This window comes from Streptomyces sp. NPDC058373, assembly GCF_042723275.1.
In the GTDB taxonomy this organism is placed as follows: domain Bacteria; phylum Actinomycetota; class Actinomycetes; order Streptomycetales; family Streptomycetaceae; genus Streptomyces.
In genome coordinates this window covers 28,419-49,650 of the sequence record NZ_JBHXJE010000032.1, presented here as the reverse complement: position 1 = coordinate 49,650, position 21,232 = coordinate 28,419, and the positions used below count along the sequence as shown (strand labels likewise).

45 protein-coding genes are annotated in these 21,232 nt (G+C 72.9%); 40 read left to right on the top strand and 5 right to left on the bottom strand.

Annotation, left to right across the window (positions count from 1 at the left end; genetic code table 11):
* Positions 1-6: 6 nt before the first annotated feature.
* The 16 genes from ACFWMZ_RS19010 (at position 7) to ACFWMZ_RS18935 (ending at position 8,960) form a co-directional block, all read left to right on the top strand.
* Positions 7-795 carry an ATP-binding protein gene (locus ACFWMZ_RS19010; RefSeq protein ID WP_383202912.1) on the top strand — a complete coding sequence of 263 codons (789 nt, stop codon included), beginning with the start codon at positions 7-9 and terminating at the stop codon, positions 793-795.
* A 69-nt stretch (positions 796-864) separates the two neighbouring features.
* A complete protein-coding gene (locus ACFWMZ_RS19005) occupies positions 865-1,131 on the top strand; it encodes a hypothetical protein (protein WP_383202909.1) in 267 nt (88 codons plus the stop codon).
* Positions 1,128-1,505, top strand: coding sequence for a hypothetical protein (locus tag ACFWMZ_RS19000; protein ID WP_383202906.1), 378 nt, complete (start codon positions 1,128-1,130; stop codon positions 1,503-1,505). Before ACFWMZ_RS19005 ends, ACFWMZ_RS19000 begins: the two co-directional genes overlap by 4 nt.
* A complete protein-coding gene (locus tag ACFWMZ_RS18995; protein ID WP_383202904.1) occupies positions 1,502-1,648 on the top strand; it encodes a hypothetical protein in 147 nt (48 codons plus the stop codon). The genes ACFWMZ_RS19000 and ACFWMZ_RS18995 overlap by 4 nt, the downstream gene beginning before the upstream one ends.
* Positions 1,645-2,457 (top strand): hypothetical protein, encoded by an 813-nt coding sequence (locus tag ACFWMZ_RS18990; protein WP_383202902.1) that lies wholly within the window; start codon positions 1,645-1,647, stop codon positions 2,455-2,457. Before ACFWMZ_RS18995 ends, ACFWMZ_RS18990 begins: the two co-directional genes overlap by 4 nt.
* A 30-nt stretch (positions 2,458-2,487) precedes the next feature.
* Positions 2,488-3,546: a hypothetical protein gene (locus ACFWMZ_RS18985; RefSeq protein WP_383202899.1), complete on the top strand. Its 1,059-nt coding sequence runs from the start codon at positions 2,488-2,490 to the stop codon at positions 3,544-3,546.
* Complete coding sequence (locus ACFWMZ_RS18980) at positions 3,543-4,223, top strand: hypothetical protein (RefSeq protein ID WP_383202896.1); 681 nt, start codon at positions 3,543-3,545, stop codon at positions 4,221-4,223. The genes ACFWMZ_RS18985 and ACFWMZ_RS18980 overlap by 4 nt, the downstream gene beginning before the upstream one ends.
* Positions 4,220-4,522 (top strand): hypothetical protein, encoded by a 303-nt coding sequence (locus tag ACFWMZ_RS18975; protein ID WP_383202893.1) that lies wholly within the window; start codon positions 4,220-4,222, stop codon positions 4,520-4,522. Before ACFWMZ_RS18980 ends, ACFWMZ_RS18975 begins: the two co-directional genes overlap by 4 nt.
* On the top strand, positions 4,522-4,962 hold the full coding sequence (locus ACFWMZ_RS18970) for a hypothetical protein (RefSeq protein ID WP_383202890.1): 441 nt from the start codon (positions 4,522-4,524) through the stop codon (positions 4,960-4,962). The genes ACFWMZ_RS18975 and ACFWMZ_RS18970 overlap by 1 nt, the downstream gene beginning before the upstream one ends.
* On the top strand, positions 4,959-5,222 hold the full coding sequence (locus ACFWMZ_RS18965) for a hypothetical protein (protein ID WP_383202887.1): 264 nt from the start codon (positions 4,959-4,961) through the stop codon (positions 5,220-5,222). The genes ACFWMZ_RS18970 and ACFWMZ_RS18965 overlap by 4 nt, the downstream gene beginning before the upstream one ends.
* 316 nt (positions 5,223-5,538) lie before the next feature.
* On the top strand, positions 5,539-6,069 hold the full coding sequence (locus ACFWMZ_RS18960; protein ID WP_383202884.1) for a VUT family protein: 531 nt from the start codon (positions 5,539-5,541) through the stop codon (positions 6,067-6,069).
* Entirely contained in the window at positions 6,038-6,805 is a 768-nt protein-coding gene (locus tag ACFWMZ_RS18955) for a hypothetical protein (RefSeq protein ID WP_383202881.1), read from the top strand. The genes ACFWMZ_RS18960 and ACFWMZ_RS18955 overlap by 32 nt, the downstream gene beginning before the upstream one ends.
* An 80-nt stretch (positions 6,806-6,885) precedes the next feature.
* Complete coding sequence (locus ACFWMZ_RS18950; protein WP_383202878.1) at positions 6,886-7,362, top strand: hypothetical protein; 477 nt, start codon at positions 6,886-6,888, stop codon at positions 7,360-7,362.
* A 17-nt stretch (positions 7,363-7,379) separates the two neighbouring features.
* Positions 7,380-7,682, top strand: coding sequence for a hypothetical protein (locus ACFWMZ_RS18945; protein ID WP_383202875.1), 303 nt, complete (start codon positions 7,380-7,382; stop codon positions 7,680-7,682).
* Complete coding sequence (locus tag ACFWMZ_RS18940) at positions 7,679-8,257, top strand: hypothetical protein (protein WP_383202872.1); 579 nt, start codon at positions 7,679-7,681, stop codon at positions 8,255-8,257. Before ACFWMZ_RS18945 ends, ACFWMZ_RS18940 begins: the two co-directional genes overlap by 4 nt.
* A gap of 76 nt (positions 8,258-8,333) precedes the next feature.
* Positions 8,334-8,960, top strand: a complete 627-nt coding sequence (locus ACFWMZ_RS18935; RefSeq protein WP_383202869.1) for a hypothetical protein — start codon at positions 8,334-8,336, stop codon at positions 8,958-8,960.
* A gap of 221 nt (positions 8,961-9,181) precedes the next feature.
* On the opposite strand, the gene ACFWMZ_RS18930 is transcribed toward ACFWMZ_RS18935, so the two are convergent.
* On the bottom strand, positions 9,182-9,379 hold the full coding sequence (locus ACFWMZ_RS18930) for a hypothetical protein (RefSeq protein WP_383202866.1): 198 nt from the start codon (positions 9,377-9,379) through the stop codon (positions 9,182-9,184).
* 125 nt (positions 9,380-9,504) lie between these two features.
* Here ACFWMZ_RS18930 and ACFWMZ_RS18925 point away from each other — a divergent pair, with 125 nt between their 5' ends.
* Entirely contained in the window at positions 9,505-9,669 is a 165-nt protein-coding gene (locus ACFWMZ_RS18925; RefSeq protein ID WP_383202864.1) for a hypothetical protein, read from the top strand.
* Between the two features lie 40 nt (positions 9,670-9,709).
* Positions 9,710-10,444, top strand: coding sequence for a hypothetical protein (locus ACFWMZ_RS18920; protein WP_383202861.1), 735 nt, complete (start codon positions 9,710-9,712; stop codon positions 10,442-10,444).
* Here ACFWMZ_RS18920 and ACFWMZ_RS18915 read toward each other — a convergent pair.
* Positions 10,429-10,638 (bottom strand): hypothetical protein, encoded by a 210-nt coding sequence (locus ACFWMZ_RS18915; RefSeq protein ID WP_383202858.1) that lies wholly within the window; start codon positions 10,636-10,638, stop codon positions 10,429-10,431. The two genes, ACFWMZ_RS18920 and ACFWMZ_RS18915, sit on opposite strands and share 16 nt — an antisense overlap.
* 235 nt (positions 10,639-10,873) lie before the next feature.
* Here ACFWMZ_RS18915 and ACFWMZ_RS18910 point away from each other — a divergent pair, with 235 nt between their 5' ends.
* Positions 10,874-11,056, top strand: coding sequence for a hypothetical protein (locus ACFWMZ_RS18910; RefSeq protein ID WP_383202855.1), 183 nt, complete (start codon positions 10,874-10,876; stop codon positions 11,054-11,056).
* A 1-nt stretch (position 11,057) separates the two neighbouring features.
* Here ACFWMZ_RS18910 and ACFWMZ_RS18905 read toward each other — a convergent pair whose 3' ends face one another.
* The gene (locus tag ACFWMZ_RS18905; protein WP_383202852.1) at positions 11,058-11,384 is read right to left on the bottom strand and encodes a DUF6233 domain-containing protein; all 327 of its coding nucleotides are present in this window, start codon (positions 11,382-11,384) and stop codon (positions 11,058-11,060) included.
* Positions 11,385-11,523: 139 nt separating this feature from the next.
* Entirely contained in the window at positions 11,524-11,820 is a 297-nt protein-coding gene (locus ACFWMZ_RS18900) for a helix-turn-helix domain-containing protein (RefSeq protein WP_383202849.1), read from the bottom strand.
* Between the two features lie 188 nt (positions 11,821-12,008).
* Here ACFWMZ_RS18900 and ACFWMZ_RS18895 point away from each other — a divergent pair, with 188 nt between their 5' ends.
* From ACFWMZ_RS18895 to ACFWMZ_RS18835, 13 genes are all read left to right on the top strand, one after another.
* Complete coding sequence (locus ACFWMZ_RS18895) at positions 12,009-12,404, top strand: hypothetical protein (protein ID WP_383202847.1); 396 nt, start codon at positions 12,009-12,011, stop codon at positions 12,402-12,404.
* Positions 12,401-12,565: a hypothetical protein gene (locus tag ACFWMZ_RS18890; protein WP_383202844.1), complete on the top strand. Its 165-nt coding sequence runs from the start codon at positions 12,401-12,403 to the stop codon at positions 12,563-12,565. Before ACFWMZ_RS18895 ends, ACFWMZ_RS18890 begins: the two co-directional genes overlap by 4 nt.
* Before the next feature lie 73 nt (positions 12,566-12,638).
* On the top strand, positions 12,639-12,914 hold the full coding sequence (locus ACFWMZ_RS18885) for a hypothetical protein (protein WP_383202841.1): 276 nt from the start codon (positions 12,639-12,641) through the stop codon (positions 12,912-12,914).
* A 54-nt stretch (positions 12,915-12,968) separates the two neighbouring features.
* Positions 12,969-13,151, top strand: coding sequence for a hypothetical protein (locus tag ACFWMZ_RS18880; RefSeq protein ID WP_383202838.1), 183 nt, complete (start codon positions 12,969-12,971; stop codon positions 13,149-13,151).
* A gap of 88 nt (positions 13,152-13,239) precedes the next feature.
* On the top strand, positions 13,240-13,428 hold the full coding sequence (locus ACFWMZ_RS18875; RefSeq protein ID WP_383202835.1) for a hypothetical protein: 189 nt from the start codon (positions 13,240-13,242) through the stop codon (positions 13,426-13,428).
* A gap of 2 nt (positions 13,429-13,430) precedes the next feature.
* Entirely contained in the window at positions 13,431-13,556 is a 126-nt protein-coding gene (locus tag ACFWMZ_RS18870; RefSeq protein ID WP_383202832.1) for a hypothetical protein, read from the top strand.
* A complete protein-coding gene (locus tag ACFWMZ_RS18865; RefSeq protein ID WP_383202830.1) occupies positions 13,553-14,458 on the top strand; it encodes a protein transporter Sec31 in 906 nt (301 codons plus the stop codon). Before ACFWMZ_RS18870 ends, ACFWMZ_RS18865 begins: the two co-directional genes overlap by 4 nt.
* Positions 14,455-14,622, top strand: coding sequence for a hypothetical protein (locus ACFWMZ_RS18860; protein WP_383202827.1), 168 nt, complete (start codon positions 14,455-14,457; stop codon positions 14,620-14,622). The genes ACFWMZ_RS18865 and ACFWMZ_RS18860 overlap by 4 nt, the downstream gene beginning before the upstream one ends.
* The gene (locus ACFWMZ_RS18855) at positions 14,619-15,182 is read left to right on the top strand and encodes a hypothetical protein (protein WP_383202824.1); all 564 of its coding nucleotides are present in this window, start codon (positions 14,619-14,621) and stop codon (positions 15,180-15,182) included. The genes ACFWMZ_RS18860 and ACFWMZ_RS18855 overlap by 4 nt, the downstream gene beginning before the upstream one ends.
* Positions 15,182-15,688: a hypothetical protein gene (locus tag ACFWMZ_RS18850; protein ID WP_383202822.1), complete on the top strand. Its 507-nt coding sequence runs from the start codon at positions 15,182-15,184 to the stop codon at positions 15,686-15,688. Before ACFWMZ_RS18855 ends, ACFWMZ_RS18850 begins: the two co-directional genes overlap by 1 nt.
* Positions 15,685-16,398 (top strand): hypothetical protein, encoded by a 714-nt coding sequence (locus ACFWMZ_RS18845; RefSeq protein ID WP_383202819.1) that lies wholly within the window; start codon positions 15,685-15,687, stop codon positions 16,396-16,398. The genes ACFWMZ_RS18850 and ACFWMZ_RS18845 overlap by 4 nt, the downstream gene beginning before the upstream one ends.
* 75 nt (positions 16,399-16,473) lie before the next feature.
* Complete coding sequence (locus tag ACFWMZ_RS18840; protein WP_365068744.1) at positions 16,474-16,623, top strand: hypothetical protein; 150 nt, start codon at positions 16,474-16,476, stop codon at positions 16,621-16,623.
* Positions 16,624-16,630: 7 nt separating this feature from the next.
* Complete coding sequence (locus ACFWMZ_RS18835; protein WP_383202816.1) at positions 16,631-16,771, top strand: hypothetical protein; 141 nt, start codon at positions 16,631-16,633, stop codon at positions 16,769-16,771.
* A 57-nt stretch (positions 16,772-16,828) separates the two neighbouring features.
* Here ACFWMZ_RS18835 and ACFWMZ_RS18830 read toward each other — a convergent pair whose 3' ends face one another.
* The gene (locus ACFWMZ_RS18830; protein ID WP_383202813.1) at positions 16,829-17,020 is read right to left on the bottom strand and encodes a hypothetical protein; all 192 of its coding nucleotides are present in this window, start codon (positions 17,018-17,020) and stop codon (positions 16,829-16,831) included.
* Positions 17,021-17,163: 143 nt separating this feature from the next.
* On the opposite strand from ACFWMZ_RS18830, the gene ACFWMZ_RS18825 reads away from it, so the two are divergent.
* From ACFWMZ_RS18825 to ACFWMZ_RS18790, 8 genes are all read left to right on the top strand, one after another.
* Entirely contained in the window at positions 17,164-17,394 is a 231-nt protein-coding gene (locus ACFWMZ_RS18825; protein WP_383202810.1) for a DNA-binding protein, read from the top strand.
* A gap of 17 nt (positions 17,395-17,411) precedes the next feature.
* The gene (locus ACFWMZ_RS18820; RefSeq protein ID WP_383202807.1) at positions 17,412-17,801 is read left to right on the top strand and encodes a hypothetical protein; all 390 of its coding nucleotides are present in this window, start codon (positions 17,412-17,414) and stop codon (positions 17,799-17,801) included.
* A gap of 79 nt (positions 17,802-17,880) precedes the next feature.
* Positions 17,881-18,264 (top strand): hypothetical protein, encoded by a 384-nt coding sequence (locus ACFWMZ_RS18815; protein ID WP_383202804.1) that lies wholly within the window; start codon positions 17,881-17,883, stop codon positions 18,262-18,264.
* A 9-nt stretch (positions 18,265-18,273) separates the two neighbouring features.
* On the top strand, positions 18,274-19,110 hold the full coding sequence (locus ACFWMZ_RS18810) for a hypothetical protein (RefSeq protein ID WP_383202801.1): 837 nt from the start codon (positions 18,274-18,276) through the stop codon (positions 19,108-19,110).
* Positions 19,083-19,403: a hypothetical protein gene (locus ACFWMZ_RS18805; RefSeq protein WP_383202798.1), complete on the top strand. Its 321-nt coding sequence runs from the start codon at positions 19,083-19,085 to the stop codon at positions 19,401-19,403. The genes ACFWMZ_RS18810 and ACFWMZ_RS18805 overlap by 28 nt, the downstream gene beginning before the upstream one ends.
* Before the next feature lie 9 nt (positions 19,404-19,412).
* Positions 19,413-19,955 (top strand): methyltransferase domain-containing protein, encoded by a 543-nt coding sequence (locus tag ACFWMZ_RS18800; protein WP_383202795.1) that lies wholly within the window; start codon positions 19,413-19,415, stop codon positions 19,953-19,955.
* Positions 19,956-20,070: 115 nt separating this feature from the next.
* The gene (locus ACFWMZ_RS18795) at positions 20,071-20,640 is read left to right on the top strand and encodes a DUF4352 domain-containing protein (RefSeq protein WP_383202792.1); all 570 of its coding nucleotides are present in this window, start codon (positions 20,071-20,073) and stop codon (positions 20,638-20,640) included.
* A gap of 384 nt (positions 20,641-21,024) precedes the next feature.
* Complete coding sequence (locus ACFWMZ_RS18790; RefSeq protein ID WP_383202790.1) at positions 21,025-21,231, top strand: hypothetical protein; 207 nt, start codon at positions 21,025-21,027, stop codon at positions 21,229-21,231.
* Position 21,232 lies beyond the last annotated feature (1 nt).

The window sequence follows — 21,232 nt, the reverse complement described above, 5'->3', positions numbered from 1 at the left end:
CCACCCATGACCCTGCCCCCGCCCGTCCACGCCGGCCGCACCGCTCGGCCCGAGACCCCCGCCCCCGACTTCGCGTTCCGCCCCGCCAACAAGGCCGGCCGCAAGGCCCGCCTCTCCATCCAGGGGCAGTCCGGCTCCGGCAAGACCTGGACCGGCCTCAGCATCTGCCACGGCCTGTCCGAGGGCCGCAAGTTCGCCGTCATCGACACCGAGAGCGGCGCGGCCAGCCTGTACGCCGGTGTCGGCGGCGTCGAGTTCGACACCGTCTCAATGGACCGCTACGACCCCCGCGACCTGATCCGCATCCTCGACTCCGCCGCCCAGGCCGGGTACCCCACCGTCTTCGTCGACAGCCTCTCCCACTTCTGGAAGGGCACCGACGGCACCCTTGAGCAGGTCGAGAGGGCCAGCAGTCGGTACGGCGGCAACAAGTTCGCCGGCTGGAAGGACGGCACCCCGATCCAGAACGACATGGTCGCCGCGCTCCTCGCCTACCCCGGCCACGTCGTCGCCTCGATGCGCTCCTACACGGAGTGGGTGCTGGAGAACGGCAAGCCGAAGCAGGTCGGCACCAGGCCCGAGCAGCGCAAGGGCATCGAGTACGAGTTCGACGTGGCCGTTGCCATGGACATCGACAACACCCTTGAGGTCCTCAAGTCCCGCTGCCCGGAGCTGAACCGGAAGGTCATCAAGCGCCCACAGGGAGCCCGCGACGTCGCCGGTCCGCTCCTCGCCTGGCTGAACGCAAGCCCCGGGCCCACGTCCACGCCGCCGACCGCCCAGCCGGACGCCTGACCCACCGCCTACCGGGGCCGCCGCGGCCCGAACCTGCGGCGGCCCCGGCCACCAAGGAGACCACACGCCATGACCGCGAAGACCCCCGTCGAGGGCCGCTGCCACCGCTGCCGCCAGCCCCGGCCCCTCTTCCCGTACAAGCCGGTCCACGACTGCATCGACGCGATCGGCCGCGTCGACCTCGTCGAGGCCGCTGTCTACATCGCGGGCCTGGAGGACCAGGACGACATCTGGTGCACCGCCCGGATCGAGCGCCGCCCCCGCCTGCTGTGCGTGCCCTGCCACGACCGCGACCACGCCGACGAGCTCGACCACATCAAGGAGTACGACCTGTGACCGCGATGAGCCAGCTCCAGTTCCCCACCCCGATCGCGGGCACGGTCGACCCGGCCGCCGGCGAGACCGCGAAGCGCGACGGCATCGCCCGCGCCATCGAGAACACCCCGGCCGACTGGGCCGTCGCCTGCCGCGCCGCGATAGAGGAGATGGCCCGCCGCGGCCAGCCCTTCCAGGCCGCCGACCTCATCGCCGAAGGCCTCGTCGACGAGCCGGACAGCCCCGCCCGCTGGGGCGGTGCCTTCTCCTCCGCCGCCGCGGCCGGGGTCGTCGAGCACGCCGGGGTCGTCCCCTCCTCCCGGGCCACCGTCCACCGCAGCCTCTGCCGCCAGTGGATCGGCACCGCCCAGTACCGGACGGAGGCCGCCGCGTGAGCATCCTCGCCGCCGTCCTCGACCTGGCCTACACCGTGTGGCTCGTCGCCCAGGCCGTCCTCGCCATGGCCGTCGTCGCGGCCACCGCCGCCATCACCTACACCGCCATCACCGTCGCCGCCCGCTGGGGAGGAGCACGATGACCACCTGCCGCCGCTCCACCGCCTGCTACGCCACCGGCTGCCGCAACCGGCCCTGCGTGCAGGCCCGCTACCGCTACGAGGTGCTGCTCCACCTCGACCACGCCCGCGGCCAGCGCCGCCGCATCGACGCCACCCAGACCCGCGTCTGGATCAACCGACTCTTGGCCCACGGCTGGAACCGCCATCAGATCGCCGCCGCTGCCGGCGTCACACACGACACGGCCCGGCGCATCATGGCCGGGGCCCCCACCACCACCCGGACCACCGCCGCCGCCATCCAGGGCATCCGCCTCGCTCCGCCCCGTCAGGGCAACATCGACGCGACCGGCACCCGGCGCCGCCTCCAGGCGCTTGCCTGCATCGGCTGGACGCACGACGCCATCGCCAAGGCATCCGGGGTCAGCCCCGACACCATCGCCTCGCACATCTACGGCCGCCCGCGCACCATCCACGCCGACCTCGCCCGACAGATCGCCGGCGCCTACCGGCGCCTCGTCACCCAGCCCGGCACCAGCACCCTCACCCGGACCCGCGCCGCTGCCCGCGGCTGGCACGGCCCCCTCGCCTGGGACGACATCGACAACCCCGCGTGTGAGCCCGAGGCGCCCACCGTCCCCACCGAGCTGCGTACTGGCCGGCGCTCCGCCGTAGATGCCGACCTCGTTATGGAACTCACCGCCGCCGGGCTGAGTAAGCAGCAGATCGCCTGGGAGCTGGGCTGCACCGTCCGGTCCGTCGAGCGCGTCCACAACCGCCGGCTCGTCCCCGCGCCCGCCCCGGCCGCCATACCCGCCGTCGCCGGCGCCTGACACCAGCCAGAACCACCGAGAGAAGAACTCATGCCCTGGGTCCGTGTGGACGATCGCTTCCCGTCGCACCGCAAGGTCGCGCTGCTCAGCGACCGTGCGTTTCGGCTGTACGTCTCGGCGCTCTGCTGGTGCTCCGAGAACCTCACCGAGGGCAGGATCCTCGACCGCGAACTGCCGCTCGTCGCGCCCCGCATGCGTGGAGCGAAGCGGGCGGCAGCCGACCTGGAGGAGGTAGGCCTGTGGGACCGCATCGCCGACGGGTGGATGGTCCACGACTACCTCGAGTACAACCCGGACCGCGCCCGGGTGAAGGCCGACCGAGAGGCGAACGCCGCCCGGCAGAAGGCGTACCGGGACCGGAAGCGCGCCGAGCGTGAGGCGAAGAAGGCTGCCGAGGAGGAGGCCGTCCGTAACGGTGGCCGTAACGCCCCGCGTAACGGCGTTACGGGTGGCCCCTCGAGCGCCGGAAACGACGCTTCGGCGACACGAACTCGACACGACGACGACTCCTACGCGGCAGTAACGAGCGCCGAAAATCAGCGAGAGTCGCAGGTCAGCGGGATTCGTAACGCCGTTAGTAACGGCACCCCGTCCCGTCCCGTCCTTCCTTCTCCTTCAGAGAAGGAGAAGGAAGTAAGTCAGCTAGCTACGCGTGCGCGCACCGAAGCGCCCTCTCGTATCGGCGACCAGCCCCGCATCCCCGACGCCAGCCAGCCCCTCGTCGATGCGCTCACCGCCGCCGGAATGATCGTCGGCTGGGACCTCGCCGCCGGCGAATGGCTCCTCATCGAAAGCCTCATCCTCCGCTGCGGCATCCCCGCACTCGTCGTCTCCGCCCGCGGCTCATGGGAGGGCGCCCGCCAGCAGCCGCGCTCCGGCCGCTACTTCCTCCCCGCCTGGCGCCAGATCCCCGGCACCCCCGCCACCCAGCCGCAGCACCTCCCCGAAGCCGTCGGCGGCTCCGTCGTCCACCTCGCCGCCGCCCGCGGCCAGAAGCCCGCCACTTCAGACCTCCGCACCCAGCAGGCCCTCGACGTCGGCCGCCGCCTCCAGGCCGCCGCCGACGCCCAGAACCGGGAGAACCAGTGATCAGCTACGAAGAAGTTGGAGCGCTCCTCGGTCTCGCCGCCGCCCGCGACCAGCGCATCGCCGGTGAAGCCGACGTCCTCGCCTGGCACTCCGACCTCAACGCCGCCTCCATCAACTACGCCGACGCCGACGCCGCCCTCACCCGCTTCTACGCCGTGGAGATGGCCGGCCTCGAGCCCGACAAGCGCCGCCGCGTCACCACCCCGGACGTCATCGCCATCGCCCGGAAGATCCGCGCCGAGCGCCTCGAGAACTTCCAGTACGAGCCCGCCCAGCCGGACGAGACGCCCCGCCAGTACCTCGCCCGGCTCCGCGGCCAAATCTCCGACGTCGCCTCCGGCCGACGCGACACTCCGCGGCAGGCCGCAGCCCTCGAGGGAGGCCCGCACCCCGAGGTGCTGCGCGCCCTCGCAGCCGTCGGCCGCGGCGTTCCCGAGCAGGCGGCCGCCGAGCAGCACCCGGAGGTGAAGCGGCCCGGCCCGCTGGGGCGGGAGTGCCCCCGGTGCAAGGCGGCGATCGGCCGGCCGTGCCGCACCCCCGGCGGCCGCGAACGCCCGCCCCACCCCCGTCGGTCCAGCCCTATCCCGGCCGACCCGAACGCCGAGCAGCAGGAGATCGCCCGCCGCCGCGCCGTCTCCGCCGCCGCCCTCGCCCGCACCCAGGAGGAGACCCGATGACCACGACCGGCGCCCCGATGCCCGCCTCCCTCCGCGCCACGCTGCGCACCATCCGCCACCCGGCGCAGGCCACCCCCTGCCCGCACTGCCGCGCCACGACCGGCCGCCCCTGCACCACCGTCTCCGGCCGCCGACCCCTCCCCGAGGTCCACCACGGGCGGATCGTCGCCCACGCCCGCCACGTTGCCGCCTGCGGCCGGTGCGGCGCCCAGCCCGGACGCCCCTGCCACGACGACGGGCAGCTCCGCCACGACACCGTCCACGCCGAGAGGCACGCCGCCGCCGAGGAGATCAGCTGATGAAGACCCGCACCCACACCCCCGACCGCACCTGGACCAACGACGAAGGCCGCAAGGTCACCACCATCAAGGTCCAGCGTGCCTGCAACGGCTGCGGCCAACTCCTCGGCGACCTCGCCGACCGCGACGTCGACAAGCGCGGCAACCTCACCGACGTTCGCGCCGAGTGCGACCACTGCCGCCCCCTCGTCGAGGCCGAAGCCGCCGGGGCCCGCACCTGGCACCTGACACCCCGCACCATCGCCCAAGTCGACGACGACCTCGACCGCCTCGACGTGTTCGCCAAGGGCTACTGGCAGTTCGTCGACGGCAAGAACACCGTGGTCGGCCTCCGAGTCGGCACGGGCGAGACGCGGGTCGTCGTCCGCTGGGACGAGTGGCTGGTCATGCACCGCGACGGCACGTTCACCGTCCACGGTGCGTCGGGGGTGGCCCCGTGAGCATCGAGTTCCCCGACCCGCGGGTCTACGGCGAGGACATGCCGGACGGCAGCTTCGGCGGGACCCGGCCCGTCCGCAGGGCTCCCGAGTGCCCGCAGCCGGACAAGCACCGGTACGCGACCCCCGAGGCCGCCCGCCTCGCCGCCGAGCGGTGCGTCGTCCCCTTCGGGCAGCTCCTCAACGCCTACCAGTGCAGGTGTGGCTGGGTGCACCTGACGCACCTCGCGTCGCCCGACCGGTACCGGGACGGTGCCGCGTGACCGCCATCGCCCCGCACCCCGCCTCGCCCCGCTGGCGGGACCGGCCGATCGTCACCCTGCCGCTGCCCGGTGACGCGCCCGTCGTGGCCGCTGTACGGCCGCCTGACGGCCCGGCAGGTGCCGAGGGTCCCCGGGTTACATGCCGGGACTGCGGGCGCGCCCTGCGGCGACCCAGGCCCTCCGGGCTCGGGCCCGTGTGCGAACGGCGACGCCGCGGGATCCGCGCCACCATCCCCGCCCCGCGCCCCGACGACGTCCTCCCCGGCCAAACCGAACTCCCCCTCGCCGACCTCCAACCCACCCTCTGGAGCCTCTGATGCGCGCCCGCACCGTCGCCGCCGTCACCGCCTACACCGCGAGCATCACCGCCGCGAACTGGCTCACCGCCCACTACGGACTCGTCACCCTCGCCCCCGGCGTCACCGCCACCGCCGGAACCCTCGCCGCCGGAGCCGCGCTCCTCGCCCGTGACCTCGTCCAGGACACCGCCGGCCGCGCCTGGGTCCTCGCCGGGATTACCGTCGGCGCCGCACTCACCTGGGCCACCAGCCCCGCCCTCGCCCTCGCCTCCAGTACCGCGTTCCTCATCGCCGAGCTGGCCGACATGGCCGTCTACACCCCGCTCCGCGACCGCGGCTGGGCCCGCGCCGTCCTCGCCTCCAACATCGTCGGGGCCATCGTCGACACCCTCGTCTTCCTGTGGCTCGCCGGATTCCCTGTCGCCGCCGCAACCGTCACCGGCCAGCTCGTCGGCAAGATCGTGTGGGCCACTCTCCTGCCGGTCGCCGCCGTCACCGCGGTCAGGAGGTGGCGCCGTGCTGTACCTCGCCACGCCGTCGGGGCCTGACGTGCGCGCCGCCATGAGCGCCGGACACCTCGGCTGCATGACCACCCCCGCCCAGGGCAACCGGGTGCCGCCCGGGGCCTGGTACGCCTGCGACAACTCGAAGTTCGGATCGGACGGCAAGGGCAAGCACTGGCCTGGCCTCGCCGAGTGGCGTGCCTGGCTGACCCGCACCGTCACCCGCTACGGCGCAGACCGATGCCTGTGGGCGCTGGCTCCCGACGTCCCCTTCGACGCCGCCGCGACGCTCGCCGAGTCACTGCCTGAGCTGGCATTCATCCGCAGCCTCGGCGTGCCCGCAGCCTTCGCCGCGCAGGACGGATGCGACGAACTCGGCCTGCCCTGGGGCGACATCGACGTCCTGTTTCTTGCTGGCAGTACCGAGTGGAAACTCGGCCCCGTCGCCGAGCGGCTCGCCCGCGAAGCCAAGGCCCGCGGCAAGCAGGTCCACATGGGGCGAGTCAACTCCCGCCGCCGCCTCGGCATAGCCGGGTGGATCGGCGCCGACTCCTGCGACGGCACCTACCTCGCCTTCGGCCCCGACCGGAACCTGCCCCGCCTCCTCGGCTGGCTTGGCGAGATCGGCCACGCGCCGAGCCTCTGCGCCACCGACCGGCACATGCCCACACCGCGACGGCCCCCGCCTCGCCCCCGGCCCACACCCGCCGCCCTGGCCACGCCACACCCCGAACCCATCCCCGTCCTCCCCGGCCAAGCATCGCTCTGGGGAACCCCGTGACCCCGAGGACGACGCAGCCCGCCCCTGTCGCAACCAGGGGCGGGCCCCCGCCAGCCTCCCACACCACCAGGAGACGACCGATGACCGAACCCCGCCCCGCCGACAACCTCCGCGACCGAATCGCCGAGGCGATCGCCGACGCGACCGGCAACAGCTGGCCTGCCCAGGCGTTCCTCGTGGAGGCCGACGCCGTGATGGCCGTCCTCCCCGCGCCCGTCGACCGCATCCTCGACGAGCAGGCCACCGCCCGCGAGGAGCGCCCGCTGTCGCCGTACTACGAGCACCCCGCGTGCGGCTTCCGCTGGCACGGCCGCGACGGCATGGACATCCCCATGCGCGACGGCCAGCCCGTGTGCCCGCGCTGCGAACTGGCTAAGGCCGAGGTGTATTGGCCCAGCGTCGACCGTGCTGCCGTACTGCGTGAGGCCGCCGACCGTCTCGCACGGCAGGCCGACGAACTGTGGGCGCCAGGCCGCACGGCGCACACGACCATGCACGCCGACGCCGACGAGCTCCGCCGCGTAGCCGCCGAGACCGAGACGGGCGGTGCCCGGTGACCCGGGGCTCCGCGTCGATGGCGGCGGCACACCTCGCGTGCGGCATGTGGCTGGCCCACGCCGCCGTCGCCTCCGCCCAGCACCGGGCCTGGCCGGCCGCCGCCCTCATGGCCACCGCCGCGCTCGTCGCCGCCACCGCCGCCGTCCGCGAAGCGGTGGCCGCCCGGCCCGTCGTGGTGGTCACCCTGCCCGCCGACGACCACCTCGCCCTCGCCGTCGACGACGGCCTCGCCCAGCTCTACACCGCCTGCTGCGACGAGCACTTCACCAGCCGCGGCACCCGCCACCGCGCCACCTGCACCGAAAGGAACGCCGCATGACCACCACCGCCACCCCGCCCGCTGCCGCGCTGGACGTGCTCCTCAACCGCCTCTCCGCCGGGAAGCCGCTCACCCCCGCCGAGGCCGACTTGCTCCGCGCCGGGGTCACCGGCCTCCGCCGCACCGCCGGCGGCCTCCAGCGGCGCAGCCAGCAGCAGGCCGCACGGATCAGCGAGCTGGAGGCGGACGCCCAGGCAGTGCTGAAGCGCGAGGCCGTTGCCCAGCTCGCGGCCACCGCCCGGGCCGAGTTCGCCGCCGAGCAGGGGAAAGCCTCGAGCCCCGTCGAGGAGATCGCCTACCACGCCGTCGGGCTCGGCTACCGGCTCGACGCCGCCCTCGCCGCGCAGCAAACCCCGCTCCGCGACCGGCTCGCCGCCGCCATACAGGCCGCCACCTGCCCCGGCGAATGCGACAACAGCACCGAGGAGGAGTGCCGCCGCACCCACTTCCAGCCCGTCGTCTGGTATCAGGGCCGCGTCATTGAGGTCGACATTTCCGGGCCTGTCGACCGCATCGCCGCCATCCTCGCCGACGCGCTCAACGACCACGCCGCGGCCGACCGCCCCGCCGCCTGACCGCACCACCCGGGCGGCCCGTCCCCGCCGGGCCGCCCGCCCCGCCACCACCCGCACCATCCGCAAGGAGCCCGCCGTGACCACCACCGTCACCACCGCTTGCGTCGTCTGCCTCTCCGCCCTCTGGCAGGACGAGGTCGGCCGCCTCGCCTGCCGCCGCTGCACCCTCCGCATCAGCGACGACCTCGCCGCGCTGCCCGGCCTGTACGTCCAGCTCGGCGGCGCACTGATGCCCGGCTCCGGCGCCGGGGGCCCGGCCGTGTCCGGCAGCCGCACCGCGCCGCTCCCGCTCCGCCTTGCGCCGCTCAGCCTCGCCGCGAAGGGCGGCGTCGTCACCGTGCTCCAGCAGTGGGTCGAGGATTGGCACTCCTGCCTGGAGTACGAGGCGCCCACCTGGAAGGGCGACTTGACCGCCCAGTGCCACGCCGCCGTCGCCCGGCTCCAACTCCTCCTGCCGTGGGCGGTCGAATCCCACCCGGCCGTCGATGACTTCGCCGACGAGGTGCGCCAGACCCGTGCCGAGTGCGAGCAGGCCATAACCCGCGAGCGGCGTGGCCGCACCGTCGCCGTCGCCTGCCCGTGCGGGGCCTCCCTGCGGATCACCCTCGACACCCTCGGCCGGCGATGCACCTGCGGCGAGCAGTACGGGCGGGAAGCGCTGCTTTCACTCCCCCTCGCCGAGCGACGGCAGGTCGCGGCGTAGGGCTTAGACTCAACGTCGCCGCTGGTTGTGGGCCGGGCAATCCTTCTCTCCGCAAGGAGTCCTTGATGCCCGCCGTAGCGCGCGCTCTCTACGTCATCGCCATCGCAACCGTCATCGTCCTGGACGGCTCTCCCGCCGAAGTCGCGAGCCTCATCCTGCCGCTCGCGCTGACAAGGCGCTGATCCTCGTGCGCCCCGCCCACCTCCGGGCGGGGCGCCGTTCTACTCCGCCGGGAACCGGCGGGCGAGCCGCATCCGGATCTCGTCCGCCGCCCCGGCCCAGTCCGGATCCGATCCGGACAGCACCCCCAGCAGCGCCACCACCGCCCGCGCCTCCGACAGGGTCAGCGCCTCCGTCCGGACCGTGTCCGGATCGTCCAGCCAGCCCCTGACCTCGTCTGCCACCTGCTCGTCGTCCATGCCCGGACAACGCGCCGGGCCCGATCCGGACACGATCCGGATCAGTCCGGACCGGCACCCGGAAACCCTTTCATCACCCGATGAGGACGCCATGCCGACACTGATCCCGCCGCACCGCCGAAGACTTGCTCGCCCAGCGTGAGCGACTGCTCGCGGAGGTGCACATGACCGCCGACGAGCTGCGCGAGCGGGCGGAGGCCCTCAGCGCCCGGCAGCTGGACGTGTGGCACACCGTCGAGGGCATCCACTACCTCCTCGGCAGGCCAGAACGGGGTCGAACCGTGACCTGATCGCCAGCGGGCGATAAGGGTCGGGCGCTTGGATGGGCGCATGGAGACTGCCGAACTCGTCCTCAAGTACGTCCGGGCTCTCGCCTGGCCGTTCGTCGCCCTCGTGCTCATCTGGTGCCTGCGCCGCCACCTCGCTGGCGCCGTAGCCCGGCTCAGCCGCGTCGACACCCCGGCGGGGAGCTTGGAGTTCGCCCACGAGGCACAGGTGACCCAGGAGGTCGCCGCCGAGCTAGATGCCGAAGATGCAGGCTTAGAGGTCACCGATGACGTCACCGAGGAGGCACAGTCTGCTCCGCCGCGCGAAGAGATCGTCGAGGCGACAGAGGAACCGGATCCTGCGAGCGACCAAAGGCGGCGAGAGGCAGTCCGCGACCTGGCATACGCGAAGGGTCAACTTGCGAAGCTCCTTAGGGCTGCGCAGGACACCGCCACGCCCGTTGAAAGGGCTCTCGTCGTGAGCCGCGGATGGCATCTCGTGGAGAATGCAGTTAAAGCGACTTGGCTTGCAACTCGTGAGGACCACGCAGCCTCGGAGAGCGACGTCATGGACGTCTCGAACGCGATGAAGCGCCTTGAGCGCGTGGGCATTTCTCCGACAGCAGTGCGCCTCGTCAGGTATCTAGAGCACCTGCACGGCCGAGTCGCCCGGTCTTTGATCGAACCCAACAGGAACGCCGCAGTCCAGTACGTGCGTAACTGCCATTCGCTGGTGAGGGCGCTCACCAACTTTCTGGAGCAGTCCGCAGACCGAGAGCCCCCTCACCCCGCCGCGTAGTCGTGGGCCGGGCCGCCGCGCCACTCCACCCACCCGGGGTCGTCGAGCAGCCGCTCACCGTCAGGCAGGCCTGACTGCCTGAGGAACTCGACGACGTCCGCGTCCGAGTACGCGACGCCGATGATCTCGCCGCGGATCGTCATCCGCCGGCCACCCGACCCCCGAGGGGCATGCAGCACGATCGGAGCGCTCATACCCCCAGGGTCGCGCGCGGGCGCCACCCCGGCATCCGCGCGCCCCCTACCGCCCCAGCCCGACCCGGCGCGCCATGGCCACCCCGGCACACCGCCGGACCAAGAGGAGGGGTGGCCATGACCTGTGGGAACTGCGGAGCGCAAGCGCTACAGCAAGGTTCGGGGTGGGTGTGCAGCCAGACGTGCGGCTGGTCATCCGTCGCGCCACCGCCTGCCGCGCCGGTAGCCTCGCCGGATGAGTAGGACCCCCGAAATCACCCGCACCGAATGCCGCCAGTGCGGCACCGAAATCTTCGGCGTGAACGGCCGCTACTCCTGCACCGTGTGCGGCTGGGTCAACCCCTGGAACGAGGGGAACGGCGACCTGCCCGTCGCCGAGGACGACCCGGATTACCCGCGCCGCAGGCCCCGCAGGTGACCTACAGCACGCCGAGGTCGGTGTCCGGCCGGCACATCGAGCACGCCTCCACGTCGACGAGGGCCCGACGGGCCTGATCGGCGTCGAGCGGCCGGACGCGGGACCCCGCGACCGGGCAGTCCCCGGCGTGGACGGCGACGGGCGGGCCCGTGCCGATGCCCAGCTGCACCACGTAGGCGGGCGGCGGCGGGCGCACCTCGGCGCCGCGCTTCACCTCGGCCTCCCGCTGCTCGGCCGCCGCGATGGCCTCGTCGATCCGCGCCAGCCACATGGCGTGCCACGTCCGCAGCACGTGCAGGCGCGGCAGATCGACGGGCAGATCGGACATACGTTCGAGTCTAGGCCTGTCGGTGTCGGCGGCGCGCGGTAGGGTCCCCGCAACATCCGCGCTGTTGGCTGGCTGCTACCGCACGGACAACCGCCCCGCCCCCTGATGCAGGGGCGGGGCGGTTCGTGTTGCGGGGCGGCTACTCAGGATCGCCCCCTCCCGCCCGCGGCCGATCCCTCCCTGAGCCTTTGTAGCCGCGCAGGAGGTCCTGCACGGTGGAGGGCTTTACGCCGAGGCGGGCGGCGATTCCGCGGACGCTCACACCCTCGCTGTTGAGTTGTCGGGCCAGTTCGCCACGCTCTTTGGCCCACCGGGCGGCCCGCTCCCGCGTGGCTGCCGTGATCTGCACCTGTGCGCGCGACCGCGCCTCTGGGTCAGCAATGCCTTCTACGGCGTCAAGCGCTTCGTGCACCTGCTGCACCTCCTGGTCTGCCACGCCCGCACCTCTCTGATTTGGCGGGCTCGCTCAAAGCTGTACGGTGACCGCACAACTGATGTATGGTCACCATACGGCATCGGGTGAGAGCCCGCGCCACCAACGCAAGTGGCCCCGGCCGGAGTTCGCACCTCCATATGGCCGGGGCCGGACCCACCTCAACCACTACGAAAAGGCAGGTCCACGCCATGAAGCGTACCCACCTCACCCAGCAGGGCGAAGCCTTACGGCAGGCCCGGACCTCCCGTCCGATCGGCACCCGCGAGATCCGCCACCTCGTCATCACCGCCGCCGACCTGCTCAGCCACGAGCACCCGATGCAGCGGTACACCGAAGCGCGCCGCATGGTCCTCGCCAGGAAGCTGACCGACGGCGAGTACCCGCAGCACGAGGCGCTGCTCACCGCGATGCCCGTCATCGAGCGGGAGATCACCGCGCCCGAGTACGCACTGCTCCTCCGCAAGGTTGCCGCGCAGCTCGACGTGCGCGCCGACCAGGTACTCCACGGGGTCGCGCTCGACGTGGTCCGCATCCTCATGGACGCCGACCGCGACCAGGCCGCCATCGAGGGGGCCCGGCGATGAGTGACCAGACCCAGCCGGCCGACCTGACGCCGCGCGAGAACCCCATCACCACCGGCCGCACCACGCACGAGCAGTGCGCCGAGGACTACCGGGTCGCCGCCGAAGGGCGCGCCGCCCTCGCCCGGGCCGACGCCGCACGGCGCGCCCGGCAGGGCCTCTGAGCCCACCCAGACCGGCCGGGCCCGTTTCCACCCCCTGGGCGGGCCCGGCCCCTCACTGCCCCTGGAGGGCTTCATGACCACACAGACCCCTTGGCCCGAAGGCGTCATCGGCCGCTACCTCACCGTCGGCGGCGCCACCGTCGACATCACCCACAACAACCCTGGCCCCGACGCTGAGCCGAGTCTCTCCACCGCCTACTGCACTGGCTGCGGCAGGCACATGGACCACTACTGGACCACCTATGTCGGCAGGTACGACAACGGCCGCGCGGGCGCCGAGTGGGCCGCCCGGGAGTGGGCTCAGACCCACGCCGGACACTGCCGTGCCCTGCCCAAGCCGACCGCCTGACCAACCCGCCCGCAGGTCGCCGCCAGGCGGCCCTGCTCCCATCAGGAGAACCCGATGCGCATCCGCCGCTACGAGGCCGAGGTCGACATCCGCACCGCCGACGGCCAGACCGTCACCTACACGGGCGACGGCCTCGGGCCCGCCGACGACGCCCCCGACGACCTGCTCGACGGCCTGGAGGCCGCGGCCCTCGCCCAGGAGCCCGGCGGCGAGGTCATCGCCTCCCGCGCCCGCTGACCCGCCAGCCCCGGACCCGGCGCGACGCTGCCGGACCGAATCCGGCCCGGGGCGCTCCCACGCACCTGCTACGCCCCTGGAGGGCCCAATGACCAGCACCACCATCAGCCCCGCCGCACTCGACGCCGCCCGCGCCTACCAAGCCGTCGCCGACCTCTACCGGAAGGCCGCCGCCGCCCAGGCCGCCGGCGACACCGCGGCCGCCGCCCGGCTCGCCGGCCACGCCCGCACCGCCACCCGGCATGCCGAAGCCGTCGCCGCCCGCGCCCGGCGGTGACCGTGCTCCGCGGCCCACTCGCCCGCTGGGGCTTCACCGCCCTCGCCGCGCTCGCGGTCGTCACCCGCCAGCCCATCCCCGCCATCGCCTGCGGCACCCTCGCCGCCCTCGCCTGGAAGGCCCGATGAAGACCCGCACCCGCACCATCGAGCGGACCCGCCTGGTGCCCCACACCATCAACGGCGAGACCGCGATGGTCCTCGACAAGCAGCAGATTGAGGTGCCCGAGCCGCCCCGCGACTGGGACCACCTCGTCCTCAACGCCGTCACCGGCGCCGTCCTCATCGTCACCGTCGCCTGCATTGCCTGGTCGACCGTCAGCATCGGCAGCCTCCTCGACCGCGTCGCGCCCCACCCGGCTGCCGCCTACGCCGCCGCCCTGGTCTTCGACGCCGCGTGGCTCGTCTGCCTCGCCCTGGAGTGGCTGTCCCGCTACGACGCCGCCCGCGCCGCCGGCCCGAAGAAGTGGGGCCGGGTTGCGCTCGTCGTCGCCATGGCCGCCATCGCCACCCACGGCTTCCTCGACGACCAGAAGGCCATCGGCATCATCGCCGCGCTCGTCTCCGGCATCGCCAAGGGCCTCTGGTCCCTGACCCTCGCCCAGTACGCCAAGCCCCTCGACGCGCTCACGCAGCAGTGGGTCGACCAGCAGCGTGCCCGGGCCGGCGCCGAGCTGGCCATGGTCGCCGTCGAGCGACAGCTCCAACGGAACCGCGGAGCTGTCGCCGCCGCCAAGCGTGCCGCGCTCGTCGCCGGTGATCCGGACCCCGATCCGGATGGCGGATCCCGGATCCGGACCAGTCCGGACGCCGATCCGGACGCCGTGTCCACCAGTCCGGACCCCGCCCCCGTACCGGCCGCCGCCGCACCCGCCGGGCCCATGACCATGCGGGACGCGGTCCGGACCGCCCTGGACTCCGGCATCGACGATCCGGACGCCGTCCTCCGCTACGTCCGGACCGTCGCGGACGCCAACGCCAAGGCGGACACCGTCTCCAGGTACCTGCGGACCCTCCGGCGGTCGGCGTGATCCTCGCCCTTCTGTTCTGGCCCGTGCTCGCTCTCCTGGCCGCCGGGGCGCTCCTCGCCCTGGCTCCGGGGGAGCCCGGCACCCACCTCATGCCCGCCGCGTGCACCGTCGCCCTCCTCGGCGCCACCGCCGTCTACATCGCCGCCATCTGGAGCCACACGTGACCGACACAGCCCCGCGGCCCATCACGCCCACCCGGGTCATCCCCGCCGGCGCGCCACTGCCGCCCCGGCCGCCCGAGCCCGACGAGGCCCCGCCCTGGTGGCCGCAGAAGGCCAGCACGCCGCCCCCGCCCGAGCCGCCAGCACCCCCCGCGCCCCGGCCGCCCGCGCCCGACCCGGGGCCCATCGAGGTTCGCGTCACCGTCGACCTGCTGCCCACCGAAGAGCCCGAGCCGCCGTCCCGCTGGGCCCGCGTCATGGACTGGGTGTGGGACCGCTTCACCGACTGGCGGCTGATCTCCGCCGTCCTCGCCGCCCTCACGCCGTGGCTGAACGGCACCAGCCCCGTCGGCGCCTGGGCCGCCACCCTCCACGACGCGCGCACCGAGGCCGGCCTGTTGGCCGCCTACCTCATCGCCGCCGTCGCCCTCGCCATCGCCTGGGTCATCAACCGGCGCGGCCGCTGGGTGGGCCGCTTCGCCTTCACCGTCGCCCTGGTCGGCAGCCTCGGCGTCCTCGACCCCTACGACCTCGTCACCCTTCTCACCGGAGTGCAGCGCTGATGACCACCGGAATCACCCTCGCCGGACTCGCCCTCTCCCTGGCGATCTTCTGGGCCAACTTCCGCCCCTGGTGGAAGGGATCGCGCGAGGTCAAGCAGCTCCTGCCGTTCGGGCAGGGCTTCCTCCTCGGCGCCGTCTCCACCGTGTGTGCCGGCGGCATCCTCGGCTGGCTCGCCGGATGCGCCGCCACCGCCGCCAACCAAGGCGGAGACAAGGCCACCGTGGGCCTCACCGGCTCCAACAGCACCGCCCCGCTCGCCCGCGGCACTCTCGGCGACCTCACCCCCGAAGGCGCCATCCTCGTCGTCCTGCTCACTGTCGGCGTCATCCTGGCCTGGAAGGCCGCGGGGAAGGCCGAGAAGAAGCGTCTCGCCGGCGGCGCGTTCGTCGGCGCCACCCTCTGCCTCACCGCCGGGGTCGCCTCGCTGCTGTCCTGGCTGCCCGCCGCCCTCAACGACGGCGGCGGCTACCTGCGGGCCGCGATCGAAGGGGCGGGCATCCTGTGAACCGCCTCCGCCCCGCCGCCGACCGCCTCGCCCGCGGCACCGGCCGCCTCGGACCCGCCCTCGCCCGCCGTGCCGTCGCCTGGGCCCGCCGCGGACACCGCGAGGACCTCACCGGCCTGGCCGCGCACCTCGGCACCATCGCGCGGGCCGCCCTGATCGCCCTCGGCGTCTACCTCCTCGCCCGCGTCGTCCGGGCCTCCCCGGCGCTCATGTGGGCCCTCGCCGGGGCCGGGCTCGCTGCCGCTTGGCGGTCCGGTCGCCCGGCGGCTGTTGAGAGCGGAGAGAAGGGGGCCGACGAGACCCCCGTCGAGGGCGCAGAAGAGGCCGGCGAAGAGGGCCCCGCCCAGGCCCCGCTGCCCACCCGCGAGGAGCTGGCCGCCGCCCTTCACGAGGTGGCCGATCCGAACGTCCACACGGCCGCTCTCGCGACCCACCTGGGGCTCCCCGCCGAGCGCGTCCGGGCCGCCCTCAAGGCCGCCGGAATCCCGGCCGGCGGTCAGGTGCGGATGGGGGGCGTCCCCTCCACCGGCATCAAGGCCGGCGACTTCCCGCCCCTCTCCCCGAGCGGAGAGGGGGCCCCTGAACCCGTCGTTGTTGCAGGTCAGGCCAGCAACAACGACAGCAACAACGCGCCGAGAGTGGTCACCCGAGAGGGGATGACGATCATCCACGACCCGGCCGAGACCCACCGCCACCACCGTGTGGCGTAACCCCCGGAGCGGCCGCACAGCTGCCAGGCGGACGGCCGCCCCGGGCCCATCCCGAGTAGAGACGGAGCACCCATCATGGGCCTCTTCCGCAAGTCGATGCCACTGTCCGAGCTGAAGCCCGACCCCAAGACGGACGGCAAGTTCGAGACCACCTATCAGGCGAGCAGGGGCGGCTGGTTCAAGCCGACCGAGAAGCCCGTCCCGGGCGCCAAGAAGAAGGGATGATGAGCGCATGAGCGACCACCCGAACGCCTGCGGCGAGTCCGGCTGCTACTGCTACGGCACCAGCGACGAGCACGCAGACTGCGCCTGCGGATGCGACTGCCCCCGCTGCTGGGAATGCCTCCAGAAGGCCGACAACTGCACCTGCTGACTGACACACTGAACCCGGGCCCGCCGCGCACCCCCCGTCGCGGCGGGCCCGCTCGCGCTACCGGGCGGCCGCAGCGGCGGCGAGCGTCCCGTGCACGTCCGGCGCCGGGGTGACCGCGCGGGCGATCCACCGGCCGTCCGTCAGCCGCACCGGCGCCGTGGTCGGCTCCAGGCCGAGCGCCGCGCACAGGCGGGCCAGGCCAGCGGCGCACTCCTCCGGGGACTCGGCGAGGACGGCGTAACGGGTCACCAGGTCAGTGTGGCGCCTGGAGACCTGCACCGAAGGCGACTTGACACCACGCCACACCGAAGTCATGATCTGCTCTCATAGACGTAGTGCGCTCAAGGGCCGCCCCGACCGGGCGGCCCTTCGCCGTTCCCAGGGAGGTGTCCATGCCTCTCGGCGTGTACGTGACCGCCAGCGACGCCGCCCACTGGGCCGGCCGCCCCGTCGGCACCATCTGGCGCTGGGCGTCCGAAGGGCGCATCGCCCGCACCGGCACCGGCAAGGGCGCCCGATACCTCCTCTCGTCCATCCCCAAGGCGGAGCGCGACGAGTACACCGGCGAGCTACTCCAGCCCGCCGAACCGCCCGCACTCCCCGACGGCGCCCGCGCCGCCTGACGACAGGAGGTCGCGCCGTGGCCACCCCTGACCTTCCCCGCTGGGCGTGGGGCCTCGTTCTCGCCCTCCAGAAGTATGAGGACGAGCACAACAAGGACGCCCCCTGCCTCGGCAGCGCCTTGGCCGCCGTTCCGTTCGACGTGCGCGACCAGGCCGCAGCGGTGTCCGCACTGAACGAGCGCGTCACCAAGCTGCTGTCGAACATGCAGGCTGCGGCACGGTACTTCACCCACATCCCCTGGACCGGCGAGCCGCCCGGTGCCGAGATGATCGGCCGCCGCGTGCTCTTCGAGGCTGAGACCGGCGAGCGCTTCAACGGCGTCATCACCGCCGCCGAGGAGACCGAGAGCGGCTGGCAGTGCACCCTGCAGCAGCGGCCGTTCGAGGCCCCCGAGCTGCAGCCGTAGACCTCCCGCCGCCCGCACTTCCCCCCGTCGGGCGGCGGGATCACCCGCGCCACGCGGCGCCCGACGAACGGAGGCCGCGGTGGCGGACAATCTGACGAACACCGGCGAGAACCGGGCGCTGGACTGGCTGATGGGCACGGCGACGACCGCGCCCACCCTGCCGCTGCGCGTCGCCCTCGTTACCGCCAACGGCACCGACGCCGCCGCTGGAACCGAGGTCGCCGGCGGCAGTTACGCGCGGAAGAATCTGACCGTCGCCGCCGCAGTCAACGGCGCCACCTCGAACAGCGCCGACCTCGTCTGGACCGGGATGCCCGCCGCCACCGTCGTCGGCGTCGAAGTCTGGGACTCCGCCGGGACCCCGGTGCGGCTCTGGTACGGGCCGCTCGGCACCAGTCGCACCCTCCTCGCCGGGGATGAGCTGCGGATCGTGGCCGGGGCGCTCAGCTTCTCCCTGGCGTAGGAGGACGGCGTGCCGCTGCTCACCACGCTCGTCGACAACTTCAACGACAACGTCATCGGCCCCAACTGGGGCAACAGCTACGGCGGTGCCACGGAGACCGGCGGCCGGGCCCGCGTCCCGTGCGCGGCCGGGGTGTACGCCGGGTATCAGACCGGCCGCTCCTGGACCCTCGCCGGGGCGAGCATCTATCTCAAGCTCGTCACCGTCCCCGCGCCGAGCACCGGCACGGACGTCAGCGCGAACTTCCTCGTCACCTCGGCCACTGCGGGCACGTCGATCGGCTTCAAGTACAACGCCGTCACCTCGAAGCTCAGGCTCCAGGCCAACGTCGCCTACTACGACGGCGCCGCCATCGAGTTGACCTACTCGCCGACCGACCACCTCTGGCTCCGGCTCCGCGAGGACGGCGGCACCATCTACTGGGACACGTCGCCAAACGGCTCGACCTGGACGAACCGGCGGACCCTCGCCACCCCCACGTGGATCACCGAGGCCATCGACACCGTCGCCCTCGACCTGTACTGCTACCGCGACGCAGGGACCACCGACTTCGCCGAGTGGGACAACGTCAACACGGCGAACGACGGCGCCGTGCACAACGGGACCGCCACCCTCACCGGCGACAGCACGCTCACCGCCGCGGGCACCCGCAGCGCCGTCATCGACGCCGAACTCGTCGCCGACAGTGGACTCGGGGTCAGTGAGACCCAAGCGCACCTGGACGGCGCCACCCTGTCCGTTGTCTCAGACCTCCTCGTCGAGACCGCCGGCGACGACACCGGCGACGTCGACGTGCACGTCGGCACACCCCGCGCAGGATGGACGGTGACCAGGCCATGGAGATGAACCTGTCCGCACTGTCCACCGAGTACGTGCGCGTCACCGCCACCACCAGGGCCGCCGGCAGCGTCATCACCCCGGCAGCGCCGCCCCGCTTCGCCTTCCTGCCGACCGCCACCTCCCCGACCGAGGAGGACTGGCTGCTCGGCGAGTGGTCCGATCGGTGGGCCCGCATCCTCATCGGCCCCGAGGGCGGCACCGCCGTCCTGGAGCCCGGCGACCATCACGTGTGGCTGTCCTGGACCGCCGGCGCCGAGACGCCCGTCTACCGCTGCCCTGGCCTGCTCAGGGTCTACTGAGGAGGCCCCGTGCCCACCAGCGACGCCGAGGGCAAGGGCTGGTCCCTCGCTCGGCACGAGCGGCACCTGCCGGACACCGTGACCGACATCGGCCCCGGCGACGGCACCTACGCCCGCCTATTCCGCCCCGCCCATCGCGGCGCGTGGTGGACCGGCATCGAGATCCACAAGCCCTACGTGCGGCGCTTCAAGCTCAAGTCGACGCGGTCGCGGGCCATGTACGACGAGGTGCACGTCGAAGATGCGCGCACCGCCGCCGACCACCTCTACCACCGCGACCTCGTCATCGCTGGCGATGTCCTGGAACACATGCCGCGCGAGGACGCCGTCGCGCTCCTCCAGCGGATCGAAGCCGCAGGAGCCTGGCACATCCTCGTGTCCCTCCCGATCGTTGAGTCCGTGCAGGGCGAAGTCGACGGCAACCCGCACGAAGCCCACCTCCACCAGTGGAGCGCGGACGACATGAATCAGGTGCTCGCTCAGCTCGGCGGCACCGTCGAAGCGATGCGCGGCCACACGCTCGGCGTGTGGTGGTGGAGCCGCCGCGCCTGACCTCGACACTGCGAACACGGAATGGTCACAGAATCGCCACAGGCGGAGCATCTGGCACTCGCGGCATACCGTGCAGCCCCACACTGAGCGGACGCATCCGCATTCAGGGGGACCCATGAGACGCCAACTCGCCACTGCAGCAGCCGCCTTCGCCACCGTGCTCAGCCTCGCCGCCTGCGAAGCGGAGGTCACTGCGACCCCCGACAAGCCCGCGGCTGCCGGCGACGAGAAGCCCGGCAAGGGAGCCGAGCAGGCCGAAGAGAAGGACCCCGTCGCCAAGGTCGGCGACGCCATCACCCTCACGGGCTTCGATGACGAGAAGATCGAAGTCACCGTCGTCAAGGTCGTCGACCCGGCGAAGAGCAAGGACGAGTTCATCGTCCCCGACGACGGGAACCGCTGGCTCGGCGTCCAGGTGCAGCTCGTCAACAAGGGCGAGAAGGCGTACCAGGACAGCCCCACCAACGGCATGCAGGTCGCCGACGCCGACGGGCAGATGTTCCAGACGACGTTCGGAGAGATCACCGCCGGGCCTGCCCTGTCCTCCGACGTGCGGCTCGCGCCCGGAGCGAAGGCCCTCGGCTGGGTCACGTTCGACGTGCCCAAGGGCGTCACCGTCACGCAGGTGCAGGTCGCCCTCAACTCGGGGATGGCCGACCAGACCGGGCAGTGGAAGCTGAAGTAGCACCCGAAGACCAGGAAGCCCGGCCGCGCGCCGGGCTTCCGTGCGTCCAGCCGGAGGTGGGCTGTGGCAGGTGGATGGAAGGGCTCCGACCGCCGCGCGCGACTCCCCTCCGGCTGGGCGAAGATCCGAGCCCGAATCCTCGCCCGCGACCCCGTGTGCGTCCTGTGCGGCGTGCGGCCGTCCACCCACTGCGACCACATCGTGGCCAAGGCCGACGACCACAGCGACGCCGGACTGCAAGGCGTGTGCGGACCCTGCCACGATCAAAAGTCCGCCCGCGAAGGAGCCGCCGCCGCGAAAGCAGCCGGCCGCCCCTCAAGGCTCCGGCCCCCCGAACAGCACCCCGGCCTCCGTTGAGAGCCGGGCCCCGCGAAGGGAGCGCCCGTGCCTGCTTACCTCATCACCCACGCAGAGAGCAGACGCGGTGACATCCTCATCGAGGCCGACGACCTGGTCCTCTCCCTCACCGAACAGTGGGCCCGCCTCTCCGACGCCACCGGCATCGTCCTCGCGGTACCCATCACGCAAGTCGCCAGCGTCATGCGGGTAGACGACCACCAGGACCACGAGCCCGCGCCGCAGAAGGAGTGAT